Raw genomic sequence first — 16,969 nt, 5'->3', positions numbered from 1 at the left:
CCAGGCGCGGGCTCGTCTCCAGACCAGGCAGGCAAGCCCGGGACGGCCGGGGGACTTACTGTCCCCGGCCTGGGTGAGGGCGGGCCTGTTTGACGGTCAAGGTGGGAACCTGGCCGGGCTCGGCGTCGAACTTGAATTCGACATCCATGGCGTACCAGCCCGTGTTGCCCGCCCGGGGCCCGTAGGCCGGGGAGAAGCGCTCGTGGATCGCATCCAGGGCCTTGCCCAGCTCGAAGACCTGGGCAGGCGTCAGGACCGTCTCGCCCTCCTTCACGAGGTTGGAGTGGGACAGGTACGTGAGGGGCAGGCCGGGCTGATGGAACGCGTAGATGAACTGATCGCTGGTGATGCCCGGGGGCGGATGCACCACCTCCGCGTCGCCTCCGGCCTGAACGTTCACGTAGAGGCCGGGCTGCAAGCCCGACGGATCAAAAGGGTTTGCGGTGAGCGCCACGCCGTTGGCCTCTTCGTCCGGGAAGTTGTGGTGGACCAGCAGCGCCATCACGACGGACGTGTGGTCGATGCTGCTGTAGGCGCGCTCCTCGAAGGTGCGGAACAGCCAGATGCTGGCCCATGTCTCCCGGATGGCGTCGAGGACATCCTCCCAGTCGCTGGGGTCACCGGTATGGGACTCGTAGCACCCGGCGCAGGGGAACCCCTCCAGGTCCTCGCTGTTCGTGCTGGTGCGGAAGCGCAGAGTGAGCCCGGGGTAGTCCGCGGCCATCTTGGCCTTGAGCAGGGCCTGGAACCCGGCGTTCACGGGGGCCTGCTCCATGGCGTCCCGGAACTCCTTGAGGCGCGCGTCGCGCACCGCGGGGTCCTCTTGGAACGCGGGGTCCGCCATCAGCCTGTCCAGGCGCTCGTAGAACCCGTTCTCCTCCATGAACTGCACGTAGTACGCGGCGGGAACAACAAAGGCCTGGCGCACGGGAAGGCCCGGGGTGTTGGCGAGCACCGCGTAGTGGGCGGCCTTGCCACCGAAGGCGGGGATGGCGTGCTTGATGGCATCCCGCAGGGAGCCCGAGCCCTCGGTGACAACCTGGCCGATGTCGTGCAGGCCGGTGACCGTCAGGTCGGCGGCGGGGAGCTGCACGGGCACAGGCTTGTGCGCCTCCCAGTAGGCATCCGCCTCGGCGCCCGTCACCTCCGTGATGTTCCAGGTGAAGGCGCCCACGGTGAGCCGCACCCACTTTCCATCGAGCGCCCGGAGCTGGGCGTTGGCCATGGCGTTGCGCAACCCCATGTTGGGCGTCTTCCGGTTCTGGGACAGGACGTTCACGTGGGACAGGGGCGTCTGGAACTCCTCGGTGATGAGGCCCAGCACCACGGAGATGCCGTTGGGCACCCGGTCCAGCACGACGATGTCGCGGTAGGACAGATAGGTCTTCTCCAGGTCCGCCGCGTTGACGAACCTCAGCCTGCCGATCGAGGACGCGAGGTTGAGCGGCTGGTAATCGATGGCCGCGAACAGCGCGTCCGTCGTCTTCACCGGCACGGAGGCCGCCAGCTTCTTCGCCTCGGCCGCGACGGCCTGGGACGTTGGATGGAAGAACAGCGAGGGGCCGAAGAACCCCGCCTGGCGGACGGCACCGTACAGCTTGGTGATCAGCGCCGCGGAGGCGGTGTCATAGGGCGCGATCTCCAGGGCCCAGACATCCGGCCCCTCGTAATAGGTAACGGAGCCCAGCAGGAAGCGGCGATCGGGGGCGGAGTACTCGGTCTGGTTGAAGTCCGCGAGCGAGCCCACGAGCGGCTTGCCCGCGCCCGAGAGGTTCGTGGAGACGAACGCATAGTGAATCGCGTACGCCGTGCTGTCCTGGAAGTAGAGCGTGTCGTTGTCGAACTGATCCAGCACGACCTTCACCGATCGGGCGCCCGGGATGCTGCTGTCGAGGGGCTCGGAGGCAAGGGCGTTGAAGTCGTCCTGGCACCCGAGGCGGGCCAGGAAGGCAGGGCGGGGGGCCGCCGCCTCCAGCGCGCAGGCTCCCTCTTGAATGGGCGCTTCGCCGGAAGAGGCGGCGTTGGAGCAGGCGAGGCCCAGCACCAGGGCCGCGAGCAGCAGGGGAGAGAAACGCAAGGCAGGCTCCTGGAAAAGGGTCACGGGGTGAGGGCAAAGCAGTAGATGCCGCCGTAGCCCCCACTGCCTCCGACGGTGGGCATGCTTCCGCCGGGGCCGCGCTGGGAGAGGTTGACGCCGGCCGCGCATCCCGGGGCCTGATGGTCCGAGATCCAGTTGCCGCCGTTGGAGAGGTTGCTCGAGTTGCGGGGCCAGGAGTGGCCGATGTTCGGCTTGCCGGTGGAGCCCGTCGCGCTCGTCCAGTCGTCGCAGGTGCTGGCCCTGCTTCCCGCGTACTGGCCCTGCTTGTTCGAGCCGGTGAGGATGTCGTGGTTGTCGACGCCCTGGCGGTTGGGCTCGCCGCGCTCGTTGGGCAGGTCATTCTGGATCTGCGCGGCCGCCTGGGGACGGATGGCCAGGAGTCCGGCCTTGCCGGGGGCCACGAGCCGGCCGCTCCGGTCGTACCAGGGGCCTTCGCCCACGCGGTCGATGGCGTGGACCACGCCGCCGTTGGCCCCGCCCGTGGAGGCGCTCAGGAAGGCGCGCCAGACCTTCTGTCCGGAGCCTGGAACCGCCTTCTCCGCGATGGTCCGGCAGATCTTGTCCGCGCCTTCGAGGCCGGTGGCTTCGCCAAACCGGAGATCGCCACCAAATCCGTTCTCGCTGCCCGACAGCTCCCGCATGGACTCGAGGCTGGTCACGAAGAAGCTGAAGGACCCCGTACCCCCCGGCCCGCCGGTGTTGCCATCCCCCTTCGAGGGAATCCCGGCGGAAGGCTGCGAGGGGGCTGTGCTCGAATCCCCACAGGAGGCGGCCCCCATCCCAAGACCGCAGAGAACGGCGGAAACAACGAGCGTGCTTTTCATGACGTGAGACTCCTGCCTGGGTTGCTCAAAACCGGTGTGCTCCTGTTGCCTGGGCTCTCGCCTCACTGGCACGTCAGGTCCGCCTGGCAGCGCTGCCCCGCGGGGCAGTCCTCGTTGCTGCTGCAGGACACGAGCCCTGGCAGGGTGAGCTCCCGCTCTGTCTGGGAGACGGTCAGCAGCTCCACGCACCCCACGGGCGTCTCCGTGGAGTCCGCCGTGCGGCGGCTGATCGTGACCTTGGGAAAGCCCGCCACCCCCACGTCGATCAACTGGGTGATGAGCCCGGCGGGGATGGCGTAGCTGCCCGAGTCCCGCACCCCGTCGCACTCGATCGAGGCCGCGATGCCACCATGGTGCGCCAGGTCCATGACGATCTGGATGCGGGCATCTCCCGGTGTGGACGGGGGCGTCCAGGAGACCGTCACGGGTTTCCCCCGCTCGACGGTGAGGGGCCCGCTGGGAACCTCGAGCCGCGGGAGGCCCCGGCCTCTCAAGGAGAAGGCGGGCACTTGTGCGCCGCTGGCCTCCAGCTTGAGGGGGGCGCCCTCGTCGACAGCGGGCAGGGAGGTTCCGGCGTTGAAGTAGAAGTTCGCCGAGTTGGGCGTCAGGGCGAGGTCCACCTTCATGCCCTGGAGCCGCACGGTTCCCACGTTCTGGGCCGTGGGGTAGGGGATGCAGACGCCGTTCTCGCCACAGGCCTGGGAGGCGTCACACGCGGGACTGCAGAAGAGGGAGCGGCCCCGCAGCAGGCGGCATTCGCCCTCCTGCGCTTCGGCCCGCCGCACGTTGGCGGGGACGACGCCGTTGAGGACGCGGCCCTGGACCGAGGTGTGGCCGTCCCCCATTTCGACGGTGAACTGGCCGCTTCGCGCCTCCAGGCCGCAGGGGGTGTAGGCCAGCCCGGCGCTGTCCGTGTCTTCCCCGGTGTCCGGGGTGGACGGTGAGCTGCCGCAGTAGGCTCCCCCTGCGGCGAGCAGGAGGAGGAAGCCTGTGCGCAGAAGTCTCTTCCGGTGACTCGTCAGGATCGTAGTGAGGGCGCTCTTCACGGGAAGTCTGAAGTAGTCCTCGCGGGGCCGTTGCGCCTGGGCCGCCAGGGCAAGGCGGGAGTAGAATTCCGGGGTGGCTTGCTCCACCATGCCGTCCTGGAGGAGGAGGACATGGGAGAAATGTCACAGAAGTGCGCGGTGGTGACGGGGGCGGCCAACGGCATTGGCCTCGCGGTGGCGCAGGCGTTGAGCGCCCAGGGCGTCCGGGTGCTGATGGCGGACCTGGATGCGGAGCGGGGCCAGGCAGCGGCCCGGGACTTGCCGGGCGCCCTCTTTCAGCGCACGGACATCGCCTCGCGCGAGGACTGCCAGGCGCTCATGGCCCGCGCGAAGCAGGAGTGGGGGCGGGTGGACATCCTGGTCAACAACGCGGGGCTCCAGCACGTCTCGCCGGTGGAGGACTTCCCGGAAGACAAGTGGGAGCACCTCCTGCGCATCATGTTGATCGGCCCCTTTCTGCTGACGAAGTACGCGCTGCCGTTGATGTACGCCCAGCGCTGGGGACGCATCATCAACATGTCCTCGCTGCATGGGCTGGTGGCGTCCCCGTACAAGTCCGCCTACATCTCAGCCAAGCATGGCTTGATGGGGCTGACGAAGACCGTGGCGCTGGAGGCGGCGGACAAGGGCGTGACGGTCAACGCGGTCTGCCCCAGCTATGTGCGCACGCCGCTGGTGGAGAAGCAGATCGCCGACCAGGCCCGGGTCCACGGCCTGTCCGAGACGGAGGTCATCGAGAAGGTGATGCTGGCCCCCGCGGCGGTGAAGCGCCTGCTGGAGCCCGCCGAGGTGGCCGCCTACGTGATGTTCCTCTGCTCCGAGGCCGCCGGCGGCATCACCGGGAGCGCGCAGGTCATGGATTGTGGGTGGACCGCGCGGTAGGTCCGCTCCAGGGCATGCGGCCCGTGGCCTGCGCCCCGGTCCGCTGTCCGTGGATGGCCTGGTAGATGCGGGACAGCCAGAGGTTGGTGCGCCGGTGGTCTTCCAGCTCGGAGCCACTGGGCCGCCCGTCGAGGAAGGCCTCCAGCAGCGCCAGGCGCGCCTGTTCGTTGTGGCCGTGCGGCTGGGCGGCCTTGCCGAACTCGAGCTTCTCGAAGGGCGCGCCCCCGACGGCATCCGCGTTGCGGAACACGTGGACATCGAAGTGGTCCAGGTGTCCCGGCCCATAGGGCAGCGGCGTGCGGGCATCCCGCGTCTCGTAGGATTGGTAGGAGTGGACCTGGAGGTTGAGCAGCGGGCCTACCTGAAGGTTCATGCGCTCGTGGCGTACGCGCCCCGCACCTTTATAGGGGTCCGCGGCGGGAGCGGGGGAGGCGCGGCGCGAGAAAGAGTTCTGGAGAAGCTGGAGGGAGACCAGCGTCTGCACGGCCTCGCCGGTGAGGACGCGGCCCATGAGGGTGAGGTCCATCTCCCCATAGTGGGCCACGGAGGGCACCGGGGTGGGGACCTGCTCCGGGCCGAACAGGCGCTCGTAACGGCCGTCCAGGAGCGCCAGGAAGTCCTTGGGCTCGAAGGTCTGCACCTGGAACTCCAGCTCGCTGGGCGCGGGGTTCGCGTGCGCGGAGGACTCCAGCAGCCACGAGCACAGATCCACGAAGTGGTAGCCCGAGTGCAGCAGCTTGCCGGTGCCGTGCTTGTACGGGTGGTGCTCGCGGTCCCACTCGCCGGGCATCACCCACATGCCGTCCGCGTGGTAGACGTCCAGGAAGGACACCGGCACCCCGTACTCCCCGATGAAGTCCTCCAGGTAGCGCTGGATGAAGCGGTAGCCCGCGTGCATGCGGCGCTGGGCCTGCACCACGAGGCGGGCGGGAGAGGCGGCCAGGGCCCGGGCGATGTCCTCGAAGCCGCTCCAGAGCGTCTGAGCGATCTCCGCGGCGCTCGCGGCGGAGGCCGGGGCGGTGATGGGCTTGTCGAGCAGCACGTGGACGCCGTTCTCCAGGGCCCACATCACGTAGCGTTGATGGGCGCGCGGCTCGGTGGAGATGATGACGCCGTCCAGCTGCCCGGCGGCCCGCAGTCCCGCGAGCTGCCCGAGGAGCTCTTCCGGCAACGGGGCCCAGGGCTGGGTGGGCTCGGTGAAGAGGAGCTGGTCCGGAGCCACCCGCCGCTGGGCGAGGTAGCCGCGCACGGCCTGGCTGTTGCTGTGAAGGTCCACGGCCGCGCTGAGGTGTACGCGCCCCTGAAGCGCGGCCTCTTCGAGCCAGGGGTAATAGACACGGCGGGCATGCCAGCCGAGGCCAATGAGCGCGACGTGGCGGATGGACGCGTGAGAACGGCTCACACCAAGAACCTGCGCAGACCGCTGAAGACGCTCAGCCGGTCCCGATCGAGGGTGTCCCCGCAGCTGGCTTCGAGGAAGGCCTCCGCCCACCGCTCGCCGAGGTTGTGCTTCACGGACCAGTGGGCCAGGGCCAGATCCCAGTACCGGTCTCCCGCCCCGGCGCCCGACAGATCCAGGCATCCGGTGAACGCCCCCGTGGAATCCACCCGGAAGTTGGGCAGGCACGGGTCGCCGTGGAGCAGGACGTGAGGCCCTTCGGGCAGCATCCTCGCGGCGGACTCCAACCGGTCGAGCTCCCGGGTCAGCGCCTCGATGCCTTCCAGGGGCGGGCCATACTTGGCGGTGAAGTTGCGCGGTGGGACGTCCCCCCGCTGGAGGCGCTCCCGGGCCCGTTGAAGCAGGGCCGGGAGGGCGTAACGGGCCAGCCCCTCCGGAGGCTCTGCCGTGTGGAACGTTCGCAGGGCCTCGGCCAGGTGGCGCACGAGCGCCGCGCGTTCCGAATCCTGGGCACAGGCCTGGGCCGCGCGCTTGGCGGAAGCCCCTGGAAGCTCCTCGGTGACCAGGGCCTGCACGTCGCCCCCCAGGGTGAAGAGGCCCCGGAACACGGGCACCTGGAGCGCCAGCCGCCGGGCCGTCTCGGACTGGAGGAAGGTGGCTTCGGTGGCCAGCGGGGCGCCCCAGGGGGGCGCCAGCTTGAGGTAGAGGACGGGGCCGGACGGTGGCGGGTAACGGAACACCAGCGAGTCCAGGCGGGATGAGTGGTTCACCCCATCGCAGGGGGCCTCCCCGAGCAGCGTGGCCAGGGCAGGAGGAAACAGCGCGACGGCCTCCTCCAGGAGCCGGCGGGACAGGGCATGGAGGATGGCCTGCGTCACCGCTTCGGGCGAGCCACCGCCGTCCACATCCACGGCGACGCCGCGCTTGGCGTAGTGCTCCAGGAGCGGACGCGTGTCCTGCTCCCAGTCCACCATCCGGGCCTGGACGGACCCCGGGGCATCCTCGGGGCGCCGGACGACGGAGCCCTCTGCGGCCGGGGGGACCTGTCCTGCGTGAAAGGTCTGCCCCGTGGAGGGATCCAGGGTGCGGCCCTGCAATCGCTCCGCCCGCGTGGCGTCATCCACGCGCAGGTAGATGGCGGCCAGTAACTGCCAGCGGTCGCCTTCGAGGAAGTTGGACTGGGACCGCATGCGGGGAAAGCCATCGAGCACCACCCCCGAGGTGGGCCCCAGGCCTTCGAGCTGCTTCTCCAGCAGCTCCAGGCACAGCGCATTGGGCAACCACCCCGAGGGCCGCCGATGCTCGCCCGTGGCGCCAAAGGCCGCGTCCTGCAAGGCCGAGCGCTTGCGCCGGAACTGCTGGATGCGCGCGCTCAGCTCGCTGGAGCGTGCCGACTCGCTGCGAATGCAGTGCCCGAAGTCGATGCCGGTGTAGCCCAGCGCCTGGGAGACCTGGCGAAGCTGGGTGCTCTTGCCCGCGCCGGGAGGCCCCAGGAGCACCACGCACCGGTGGCTGGACGGGCTCCGGCCAAAGAGCGTGGCGCTGCCGGGCGGAGGGGTCCGCGTGTAGAAGACGTCCGTGCGAATCACGTACTTGGACCGTGGCCTCGGGACGGGCGCGAGCCCGGAGTGGCGAGGATTCAGCGGCCCGAAGTGATGGAACACCAGGGCGGTTCCCGCTGCGGGCCGGACGCGGACCTCGTGGGCATCCGTGTCTCCCGGAAGCATGTGGTCCCGCGTCTGTCCGCCGGGGAAGAAGACGGTCTCGCCCTCATCGAAGTCATCGTTGAGATAGAGGATGACGCTCAGCAGCGAGCGGCAATCCCGGCTGAGCTCATAGCCGGTGTCGAAGTGGGGGAAGAACTCCTCTCCCGCCGCATAGCGGTTCATCCTCCAGCGCTCGTTCATCAGGCGGCTTCCTTCCGCCAACCGCCACGGCCCCACCGTGTGGACGTCGATGGCCTCCAGGTGGGGGCGCATGCGCTGGGCCAGCGTGTCACTCAGTCCGGGGTGGGCCTCGTAGAGCAGCCGGGTGTTGGTGCGGATGGGAGGCCCGGAGCGGCGGCTCTTCTTGGGGGCATAGCCGAGTGCCTCGGAGGCTGCGATGAGCTGCTCGCACTCCGCACGGGAGAGGACGGGGGCCAGCACGTACGCGCCAGGGACCCCCTCGACCGGCTGAAGGGTGCGAGCGCCCGGGGGGAGGGGCGGCTCGAAGTCGATGGGGCACACCGGCGTCGTGCGCAACAGGGAGGTTGCGGCCATGCCGTGAGAGCTTACCAGGGCTGGGCACGAGGCCCCACTGCCTCCCAGCGCACAGCCCCGGCCCCTCGCGGTTTCACGCGAAATGTGGGTGTGAAAGACTGCGGCACCGCCCTTGGGAGCTGCCCTTGAATTTCAGAAGTGGTGTCATCGCGTGGATGCTGGCTGCGAGTTGCCTCCTTGCTGGCTGTGCCAGCAACCGCCGGGAGGTCTACCTTCAGGACAAGGCTGGGGCCCATGTCTACCGTCAGCCCATCGCCGAGGTGTGGAGCCAGGCGAAGGCCCTCGACCGCGATTACGCCCTGGAGTGGAAGCTGCTCCAGCGCGTGGACGCGGAGGCCGCGAAGGCGCTGGAGGCCGAGGCCGCTCAGAACGTGCGCTAACGGGACGGTGGGACAGGGGCTGGCCGATGGATGAGCCGAAGGATGGACCGCGAGGAAAAGCCCCGGGGGCGCGAAAGCAGCCCCGGAAGGTGTCTCCGCGCTATCTCGAAAACGCTGCGCTGCACTACCTGAAGCGGTATTCGGCGACGGTCAGCCAGCTCAAGCGGGTGCTCATGCGCCGGGTGGAGAACTCCCTGCGGTTCCACGGCGGCGACCGGGCTCAGGCGCTCGGCTGGGTGGACGAGCTCGTACAGAAGCTCATCCGCAACGGGCTGATCAACGACCAGGCCTATGCCGAGACGAAAGCCCATGCGCTCCGGGCCTCGGGGCGCAGCGCCCGGGTGATTGCCCAGAAGCTGCGGATGAAAGGGGTGTCCGAGGAGGTCGTCGCGGACAAGCTGGCCCAGGCGACGGCGGAGGTGTCCGAAGAGGCGGCCGCCCGCATCTGGGCGCGAAAGAAGCGCCTGGGGCCCTTCCGGCGCGACCCATCGTCCCGGAAGGAGAACCGGATGCGGGACCTCGCCGCGCTGGCGAGGGCTGGCTTCTCGTTCTCGACGGCGAAGAAGGTCATCGACGGAACCGCCGAGTAGCGGCCCGCCGGGGTCGTCAGAGAAGCGGGCGGAGCGCCTCGTCGAGCTTCGTCCGCGGCACGGCGCCGGTGATTTGCTTCACCACCTTGCCCTCCTTGAAGAGGAGCAGGGTGGGCAGCGAGCGGATGCCATACATCCGGGCCGTCTCTTGGTGCGCATCGACGTCCAGCTTCGCGACCTTCAACCGCCCCTGGTGCTCGGTGGCCAGCGCTTCGAGCATGGGGGCGATGACGCGGCAGGGAGGACACCACGCCGCGGTGAAGTCCATCAACACGGGCTGCTGCGATTCGAGCACTTCCTTCCGGAACTCCGCATCCCCCACCTCGATGACCACTCCTGCCATGTGCCGTCCTCCGGGTTGTGGAAGAGGATGTAATGGAGGGGGCGCCCGGGGACGAGCCTCCCTCGGGCAACTCACTGTTCCGCGAGGAGCCCCTCCACCTCCCAGGGGAGCGCGGCGCTGTGCTCCGAGAGAAGCTCGAGGAAGGCGCGCACCTTGCGGGAGAGCTGGGAGCGGCTGGGGTAGACGGCGAAGACCGGGAGGCCCGGAGGCGTCTCGTCCGCCAGGACGGGAACGAGCAGTCCTGCCCGCACATCGTCCGCGACGAGCGAGGCCGGGAGCCGCACCACGCCCAATCCCGCGCGGGCCGCGCTCTGACCAGCCCGGAGGCTGGGGACCCGGATCCGGCCTTCCACGGGAATGGTCCGGGCGTCCGGGCCCTCCCCGAAGAACCAGACTTCGTTCGTGCCTGGCTCGGCCAGCAGGACACAGTCGTGCCTCCGCAGCTCCTCGGCGGAGCGAGGTGTGCCCCGGTGCCGAAGGTAGGCCGGGCTGGCGTAACACCCCGTCCGCAGAAGCCCCAGACGGCGCACCACGAGGCTGGAGTCCACAAGGGGACCGGTGCGCAGGGCCAGGTCGTACTCCTCCGCGATGAGGTCCACGTGGGCCTGGGCCAGCGACACCTCCACGCGCATGCGGGGCTGGCGCAGGAGGAACTCGGCGATGAGCGGGGTGAGCAGCTCGCCCAGCAGCGAGAGGGTGGCGAGGCGCAGCGTGCCCTGAGGCGTCCCACCGGCCTCGCTCAGGGCCTTGTTCACCTCCCGGGCCTCGGCGACGAGGCGGGCACAGTGCGCGTGGTAGGCGCGCCCGGCCTCCGTGAGCCTCAACCGGCGGGTGTTGCGCTCCAGCAGCCGTGTGCCCAGCCGGGCCTCGAGGGAGGCCAGCCGGCGGCTCACCGTGGACTTGCGCAGGCCCAGCCGCTCCGCCGCGGCGGTGAGGCCTCCGGTGGCCACCACCTCGACGAGCAGGAGCATGTCATCCAGCAGCGGGGGGCTTGGGGGCACGTCAGCACCTTACCGCCTCAGTCCCCCGGCGAGGGGAGGCTGTCAGGAGTCCAGAAGCCCCCCGTCGTGTTAAAAGAGGGTGCCGCTCGCGGGACTGTGATGCGACTTCCGAAACGAGCCTTTGGAGCTTGACTAGCCAGTCGTGTCCTCCTTCCCCGGGCGGCACCTTCTCCGACCCACTCGCGCACGCGAGGAGCTGACGATGGATGCGGCATCGGCCCGTGCCGAGCAGGTGGCTCGCGAAGATCTGGTGATGTTCGTGAACGCCTGCTTCTCGTGCACAGGCCAGCGTGAGTTCTACAACGATGGCCGGGGCCAGGCGGTCTCCATCGACTTCCTGCACGCCTACATCCTGGGCAACTACCGCCGCCTCTATTCGCGCACGCTGGCCGCGGGCATCAACCATTTCAACCAGGCGCAGATCATCCTCAACCTGCTGGCCACCGGCGCGCAGACGCGGCCGGAGGACCGGGAGGAAGAGGGTGCCCTCCTCGCGACGGCGCTCCGGCGGCTGCCGCCCCAGCGGGCGTACCGGGTGCTGGAGGTGATGCGGGAACGGCGCATCAACAACCGCCGGGCGCGTGCCATCACCCGGCAGTACCTGGAGGGCCGCAGGGACCTGCACTTCGATGCACTCAAGTACCGCTCCAAGCTGAGGGCCGCGGTGGCGCATGGGCACCTGAAGCTGGCGGGGGAGCTGAACCCCTTCCTGTTCCAGGGCTGGCGCAAGCGCGTGTACACCACGCCGCTGCTGGAGCAGTTCCGGCGGGCGCATTACGAACAAGCGGCCCTCTTCGAGCTGCCCTTCACCATCGCTGAAGGGTTTGCGCGCAAGCACCAGATCGCCCGGGAGGTGTTCCTGGCCCGCATCGAGCCCCGCCTCACCGCGGCCGAGCGCCTGCGGCTCCAGGGCGCGGCGGCGCGCGCGGACACCTCGCTCGCCATCGATCTGGGACGCACCCCGCTCACGAAGCTGGCGCTCTATGTGCTCTCCCTGAAGGGGGACACGCGCCGCGAGCGGCGGGCCGAGCTGCATGCCGCGCTCGAACAGGCCGCCGCGCGCACCGCGCGCCAGGCCCCGGTGCCGCTGGGCCGGGTGGCCGCCGTGCTGGACAACAGCTACTCCGCCTCGGGCTCCACCGAGAAGCGCCGCCGCCCGCTGGGCGTGGCCCTTGCCGCGCACTACCTGCTGTCCGCCCTGGCGCGGGAGTACCGCCCCTTCTGGATCCACCCGCCCGAGGAGCCCCTCTTCCTGGTGGCCCGGGGACAAACGGACCTGGCCACGCCCCTGCTCAACGCCCTGGAATGGCGGCCGGACCTGGTGGTCGTCGTCTCGGACGGCTACGACAATGATCCCCCCCACGCGGTGGCGGAGGTGACGCGGATCTTCCGCAAGAAGCTGGACCCCGCGCGCCGGACGTCCATCGTCCACGCGAACCCGGTGTTCGCCTCGGAGCTGTATGCCCCCCGGGGCATTGGGGATTCCGTGCCCACCGTGGGCGTCCGGGACGCCGAGGATCTTCCCACGGTGCTGGGCTTCGCGCGCTTCGCGGAAGGCGCCTCGCCCCTCTCGGAGCTGGAGAACTACCTGGCGGCCCGCGTGCGGCGGATGTTGGACCGGGGGCCGCGCCACGAACATCCGGTGGAACCCTTCGACGACGAGGAGGCGGCGTGATGGCACGGTTAGCGGTGGTCTCGAAGCGCCTCCTGCCGGTGGGGCTCCGGCTCGCGCCCTCCCAGGTCTGGGGCAGCATCCGCCTGGTGCCGGTCCTGCGGGATCAGGTGCCGGGAGACCTGCGCTTCACCCGGCGCCCGTACGGCGACCATGCGGCCGTCGTCACGCTCGAGGGCGAGCGGATGGCGCCTGGCCTCAAGTACGTCTCCTATGTGCCCCATGGGCTGGTGATGGATTGGGACGACCGGAGCGCGGAGGTGACGGTGGACACGCGCCTCCAGTCCTCCGAGGGCAAGGTCCTGAAGAAGGGCAACGCCACCCTCCGGGTGCTGCACCGCATGGCACACCGGGAGGACAAGAACCGCCTGCGCCTGTTGCCCTTGCACCTGGCGATGGAGGGGTTTCTGGCCCAGTCCTTCGGCGGGCCGGAGACGGCCTGGAGCGAGTACTCCTCGCAGGCGCTCTCCGAGGGCTTGAATCCCCGGCACGAGTGGTCGGTGCTGGGCTGGGTGAGCACGGCCTTCAGCGAGGCCCTGCGCATCTTCGAGATCCACGAACAGCAGGTGGGCGTGCTCATCTTCCACGCGGACCTGCTGTTGTCGGCCTCCATCGTCTCTCACCCCGAGGATTACCGCGCGCTGCACCGCGCGTTGCTGGAGGACTTCTACGGAGATCTGCTGCTCCAGTACGGCTTCCTGGGGGATGTTCCCGCGCTGGGGCTCTCCGTCGATGACACGGCCGTCTCGTCCGTGGGCGAGCTGCGGACCGCCATCGAGCACATGCGCGCGCACTGGGCCGACTTCCACGGAAGCATGGCGGGGGGGCTCATCGGCGCGGACGTCCATGCCCACACCGTGTACGAGGCGGGGCCCTTCCACCTCCAGCGGTTCGTCACCTCCCTGGTCCCCTCGGAGGAGAACCACATCGGTGAGTTCATCCAGCGGGGAGACGGCACGCTCGAATATCTCAAGACGTACCGCCTCTCGGCTGCACAGACCCGGCGAGCCTACCTGCTCAAGCACCTGGCGGAAGGGGAGTGGAACCTGGAGCGCACGGCGGCGCTCCTGAATACCTCCCGGGATGACTTGGTGCTGCGCCTGAAGAACGCGGGCTTTGGCTATCTGCTCAAGGAGCACGTGCTCCTGGAAGCCGCGCGGCGGCAGGCCCGCCGGTAGACTCGAGCGTCCGTATCAGTTCAGGGTGCCGCGGAAGCCGATGGGGCCTTCACCGGCGTACGTCATGGTCCCCGACAAGGTTTTCCCGCCGTCGGTCGAGGTGACGTCGACGGCGACGACGCCCTGGCCCTTCCGGGCACCGAGGATCCACTGGCCTCCGGGCTGCCAGGGGGCAGAGGGGCCTCCCCACTGGTTCTGCACCGTATAGGTGTTGTCGCCAGACAAGGTCGCCTTGAAGCCAATGGCCCCTTCTCCCGCGTAGGTCATGGTCCCCGTCAGGGTCTTGCCGCCATCGGTGGAGGTGGCTTTGATGGCGACGACGCCCTGATTCTGCCGGGCGCCGATGGCCCAGGCCCCGCCCTGTTGCCACGCGGCGGAGGCGCCGCCCCACTGGTTCTGGACCAGGTAGAGCCCGCCCGCGGACTGCTCGGCCTTGAACCCGATGGGGCCTTCACCCGCGTACGTGATGGTTCCCGTCAGGCTCTTGCCGCCATCGGGAGAGGTGATGTCGATGGCGACAACGCTCTGGTTGGGCCGGTCACCGAGGAGCCACTGGCCACCCGGCTGCCAGGGAGCGGAGGCGCCTCCCCACTGATTCTGCACGGTGTAGCTGTTGGTGCCCGACTGGACCGCCTGGACGCCAATGGCCCCCTCTCCCGAGTAGGTCATGGTCCCCGTCAGGGTCTTGCCGCCATCCGTGGACTTCAGATTGAGCGCGACGACGGGCTGGTTGGAACGGCTGCCGATGGCCCACAGTCCTCCCGGATTCCAAGCCGCGGACTGGCCGCCCCACTGGTTCTGCACTTGGTAAAGAGACATGTTTGCTCTCCAGTTCTTGCGCTTTGACGAATGGAAATACAGCACCCAATGACGGGTATGACAGAGTTTCGAATCCCCAGCCCTTGAAACTCTGGCGGGCGCTTGTAACTGCTTCTTTCATTCCGAGGCAAATCAATCTCAAACGAGAAATGCACTCTATCGATTGAGAGACATCTGTCTGCGACTGGCGTGCGATAGATTGGGAGACCTTCATCCCTTGGCCGCCTGCCGGGAAGAAAGCGGCTCCTTTGCGTTGAGATACCGGGACACGCTCGGGAGCTCAACGATGACACGAGGTGGCAAGGGGTGGTTTCGCTGGACATGGGCCGTGTGGCTGGCGGTGCTCCATGGGCTGCTGTGGGGGGGGCCCGGCGCATTTGCCGCACCGCGCCTGGCCGCGGGAGCGCAGCATTCCGTGGTGGTCCGCCCCGATGGCACGGTCTGGGCCTCGGGCCTCAATGACGCCGGCCAGCTGGGAGATGGCTCCACGCTGCCGAGCCTCGTGCCCGTTCAGGTCCTGGGCCTGGAGGACGTGGTGGCGGTGTCCGTGGGCACGCGCCACTCACTGGCGGTGCGCGCGGACGGCACCGTGTGGGCCTGGGGCTCTAATGATGCCGGCCAGCTGGGGGATGGCACCACCACCTCCCGCGCCGCGCCCGTTCAGGTGCTGGCGCTGGCCACCGCGGTCTCTGTGTCCGCGGGGGCCAACTTCTCACTGGCGATCCTCAAGGATGGCAGCGTGTGGGCCTGGGGGGGTAACCATCTCGGCCAGCTGGGAGATGGCACGGGCCAGTCGAGTGCTCAGCCCGTGCAGGTGAAATGGCTGAGTGAAGCGGTCTCCGTGGCGGCCGGCCTGGCGCACGCACTGGCCCTGTGTGAAGACGGCAGCGTGTGGGCCTGGGGATACAACCCATTCGGCCAGGTGGGGGATGGCACCCTCACCTCCCGCTTCGAGCCCGTGAAGGTGTCTAGGTTGAGCCAGGTGGTGGCCGTGGCGGTGGGCGGCCAGTACTCGCTGGCGGTGCGTTCGAACGGCACCCTGTGGGCCTGGGGGCAATCGAACATCGGCTCGCAGGAGCGCATACCCTCTCAGGTGCTCGGACTGGCCGACGTGGACTCCGTGGCGTCGGGCGCTAACCACGCGCTGGTGATTCGCCAGGACGGCAGCGTGTGGGCCTGGGGGGCCAACAGCATGGGGCAATTGGGAGATGGATCGAGCCGGTTCTCCTACCACCCGGTCCGGGTGAAAGGGGTGCAGGGGCCCATGGAAGTCAGCGCGGGGCACGGCCATTCGCTGGCGATGATGCCGGATGGCACCGTGAAGGCCTGGGGGGACAACTCCGCTGGCCAGCGAGGCGATGGCTCAACGGGGACCCGGTCCTCGCCGCTGCCGGTGGCGGGGCTGGGTGAGGGGGTGTCCGTGTCCGCGGGCTTCTTCCACGCGCTGGCGGTGCGCGCGGATGGCACCGTGTGGGCCTGGGGCTCCAACTCCGATGGCCAGCTGGGAAATGGAAGCGGCCTCCATCATGCCGTGCCCGTGCAAACCGTGGGGTTAAGCGAGGTGGTGTCCGTGTCTGCGGGGTATTCCCACGCGCTGGCGGCGCGCGCGGACGGCACCGTGTGGGCCTGGGGCTACAACGGGGCTGGCCAGCTGGGCGATGGCACCACCTTGGCGCGCAGCACGCCCGTGCAGGTGCAGGGGCTGAGTGGGGTGGTGGCCGTGGCGGCGGGTTATCTCTACTCGCTGGCGGTCACCGCGGACGGCACCGTGTGGGCTTGGGGGGACAACTCCTTTGGCCAGCTTGGAGATGGCGGCACCTCGCGGAACCCCACGCCTGTGCGGGTGGACGCACCCAGCAGGATCTCGGCCGTGGTGGCGGGGTATCGCCACGTGGTGGCGCTGCGCTCGAACGGCACCGTGTGGGCCTGGGGGGACAACTCCGTGGGCCAACTGGGGGATGGCACCAAGACGCGGCGCCTTCGCCCCGTGCAAGTCCTGGAACTGCAGGGCATGGTGTCCGTGGCCGCGGGCACGGCCCACTCGCTGGCGGTGCGCTCGGATGGCACGGTGTGGAGCTGGGGCCACAATGGCGAGGGCCAGTTGGGAGATGACTTCGCCCAGGAGCGCCTGGTGCCCGGCCCGGTGCAAAACATGAGCGGGGCCACATCCGTGGCGGCGGGCTCCTACCACTCCCTGGCGGTGCGCTCGGATGGCACCGCGTGGGCCTGGGGCAGCAACCGCCAGGGCCAGCTGGGAGATGGCACGGACCACACGCAGCGGACCCCGGTCCAAGTGGAAGGGCTGAGCGGCGTGGAGGCCCTGGCGTCATGCATCGCCCCCAACGTGAATGTGTTCTCCCTGGCGATTCTCTCCGATGGAACCCCGTGGGCCTGGGGCGCCAACATCGAGGGCCAGCTGGGCGGTCACGTGCTTCCCGTGTACGCCACCACCGCCGTGCCCTCCTTGTTCTAGGAG

Annotated in this window: 14 protein-coding genes; 6 read left to right on the top strand and 8 right to left on the bottom strand. The window is 69.2% G+C overall.

Annotation, left to right across the window (positions count from 1 at the left end; translation table 11 throughout):
• Positions 1–55: 55 nt before the first annotated feature.
• The 3 genes from KY661_RS06070 to KY661_RS06060 all read right to left on the bottom strand — a co-directional run bounded on the left by KY661_RS06070 (position 56) and on the right by KY661_RS06060 (position 4,058).
• Complete coding sequence (locus KY661_RS06070; RefSeq protein ID WP_225409303.1) at positions 56–2,077, bottom strand: PEP/pyruvate-binding domain-containing protein; 2,022 nt, start codon at positions 2,075–2,077, stop codon at positions 56–58.
• 20 nt (positions 2,078–2,097) lie between these two features.
• Positions 2,098–2,922, bottom strand: coding sequence for a hypothetical protein (locus KY661_RS06065; RefSeq protein WP_225409302.1), 825 nt, complete (start codon positions 2,920–2,922; stop codon positions 2,098–2,100).
• A gap of 62 nt (positions 2,923–2,984) precedes the next feature.
• Positions 2,985–4,058, bottom strand: coding sequence for a hypothetical protein (locus tag KY661_RS06060; protein ID WP_225409301.1), 1,074 nt, complete (start codon positions 4,056–4,058; stop codon positions 2,985–2,987).
• Positions 4,059–4,079: 21 nt separating this feature from the next.
• Between KY661_RS06060 and KY661_RS06055 the strand changes: the two genes are divergently transcribed.
• Positions 4,080–4,850 (top strand): 3-hydroxybutyrate dehydrogenase, encoded by a 771-nt coding sequence (locus tag KY661_RS06055; protein ID WP_225409300.1) that lies wholly within the window; start codon positions 4,080–4,082, stop codon positions 4,848–4,850.
• Here KY661_RS06055 and KY661_RS06050 read toward each other — a convergent pair.
• Together KY661_RS06050 and KY661_RS06045 are read right to left on the bottom strand one after the other, a co-directional pair.
• Positions 4,822–6,252, bottom strand: a complete 1,431-nt coding sequence (locus tag KY661_RS06050; RefSeq protein WP_225409299.1) for a Gfo/Idh/MocA family protein — start codon at positions 6,250–6,252, stop codon at positions 4,822–4,824. The genes KY661_RS06055 and KY661_RS06050 overlap by 29 nt on opposite strands.
• A complete protein-coding gene (locus tag KY661_RS06045; RefSeq protein WP_225409298.1) occupies positions 6,249–8,510 on the bottom strand; it encodes a nucleoside monophosphate kinase in 2,262 nt (753 codons plus the stop codon). The genes KY661_RS06050 and KY661_RS06045 overlap by 4 nt, the downstream gene beginning before the upstream one ends.
• Positions 8,511–8,635: 125 nt before the next feature.
• Here KY661_RS06045 and KY661_RS06040 point away from each other — a divergent pair, with 125 nt between their 5' ends.
• On the top strand, positions 8,636–8,890 hold the full coding sequence (locus KY661_RS06040) for a hypothetical protein (protein WP_225409297.1): 255 nt from the start codon (positions 8,636–8,638) through the stop codon (positions 8,888–8,890).
• A 26-nt stretch (positions 8,891–8,916) separates the two neighbouring features.
• Positions 8,917–9,480: a regulatory protein RecX gene (locus tag KY661_RS06035; RefSeq protein ID WP_225409296.1), complete on the top strand. Its 564-nt coding sequence runs from the start codon at positions 8,917–8,919 to the stop codon at positions 9,478–9,480.
• A gap of 16 nt (positions 9,481–9,496) precedes the next feature.
• Here KY661_RS06035 and trxA read toward each other — a convergent pair whose 3' ends face one another.
• Both trxA and KY661_RS06025 read right to left on the bottom strand, forming a co-directional pair.
• Positions 9,497–9,823, bottom strand: a complete 327-nt coding sequence (gene trxA / locus KY661_RS06030; RefSeq protein ID WP_225409295.1) for a thioredoxin — start codon at positions 9,821–9,823, stop codon at positions 9,497–9,499.
• Positions 9,824–9,894: 71 nt separating this feature from the next.
• Positions 9,895–10,794 carry a LysR family transcriptional regulator gene (locus KY661_RS06025; RefSeq protein ID WP_263436772.1) on the bottom strand — a complete coding sequence of 300 codons (900 nt, stop codon included), beginning with the start codon at positions 10,792–10,794 and terminating at the stop codon, positions 9,895–9,897.
• Positions 10,795–11,026: 232 nt separating this feature from the next.
• On the opposite strand from KY661_RS06025, the gene KY661_RS06020 reads away from it, so the two are divergent.
• Positions 11,027–12,499: a hypothetical protein gene (locus tag KY661_RS06020; protein ID WP_225409293.1), complete on the top strand. Its 1,473-nt coding sequence runs from the start codon at positions 11,027–11,029 to the stop codon at positions 12,497–12,499.
• Complete coding sequence (locus KY661_RS06015) at positions 12,499–13,674, top strand: ARPP-2 domain-containing protein (protein WP_225409489.1); 1,176 nt, start codon at positions 12,499–12,501, stop codon at positions 13,672–13,674. Before KY661_RS06020 ends, KY661_RS06015 begins: the two co-directional genes overlap by 1 nt.
• A 15-nt stretch (positions 13,675–13,689) precedes the next feature.
• Here KY661_RS06015 and KY661_RS06010 read toward each other — a convergent pair whose 3' ends face one another.
• A complete protein-coding gene (locus tag KY661_RS06010; protein ID WP_225409292.1) occupies positions 13,690–14,493 on the bottom strand; it encodes a lectin OAA family protein in 804 nt (267 codons plus the stop codon).
• A gap of 286 nt (positions 14,494–14,779) precedes the next feature.
• Between KY661_RS06010 and KY661_RS06005 the strand changes: the two genes are divergently transcribed.
• Positions 14,780–16,966, top strand: a complete 2,187-nt coding sequence (locus KY661_RS06005) for an RCC1 domain-containing protein (protein WP_225409291.1) — start codon at positions 14,780–14,782, stop codon at positions 16,964–16,966.
• The last annotated feature ends 3 nt before the right edge of the window (positions 16,967–16,969 follow it).

Source organism: Allostigmatella hybrida, from assembly GCF_020103775.1.
GTDB lineage: Bacteria > Myxococcota > Myxococcia > Myxococcales > Myxococcaceae > Hyalangium > Hyalangium aurantiaca.
This window is presented reverse-complemented; position numbering and strand designations above follow the sequence as displayed.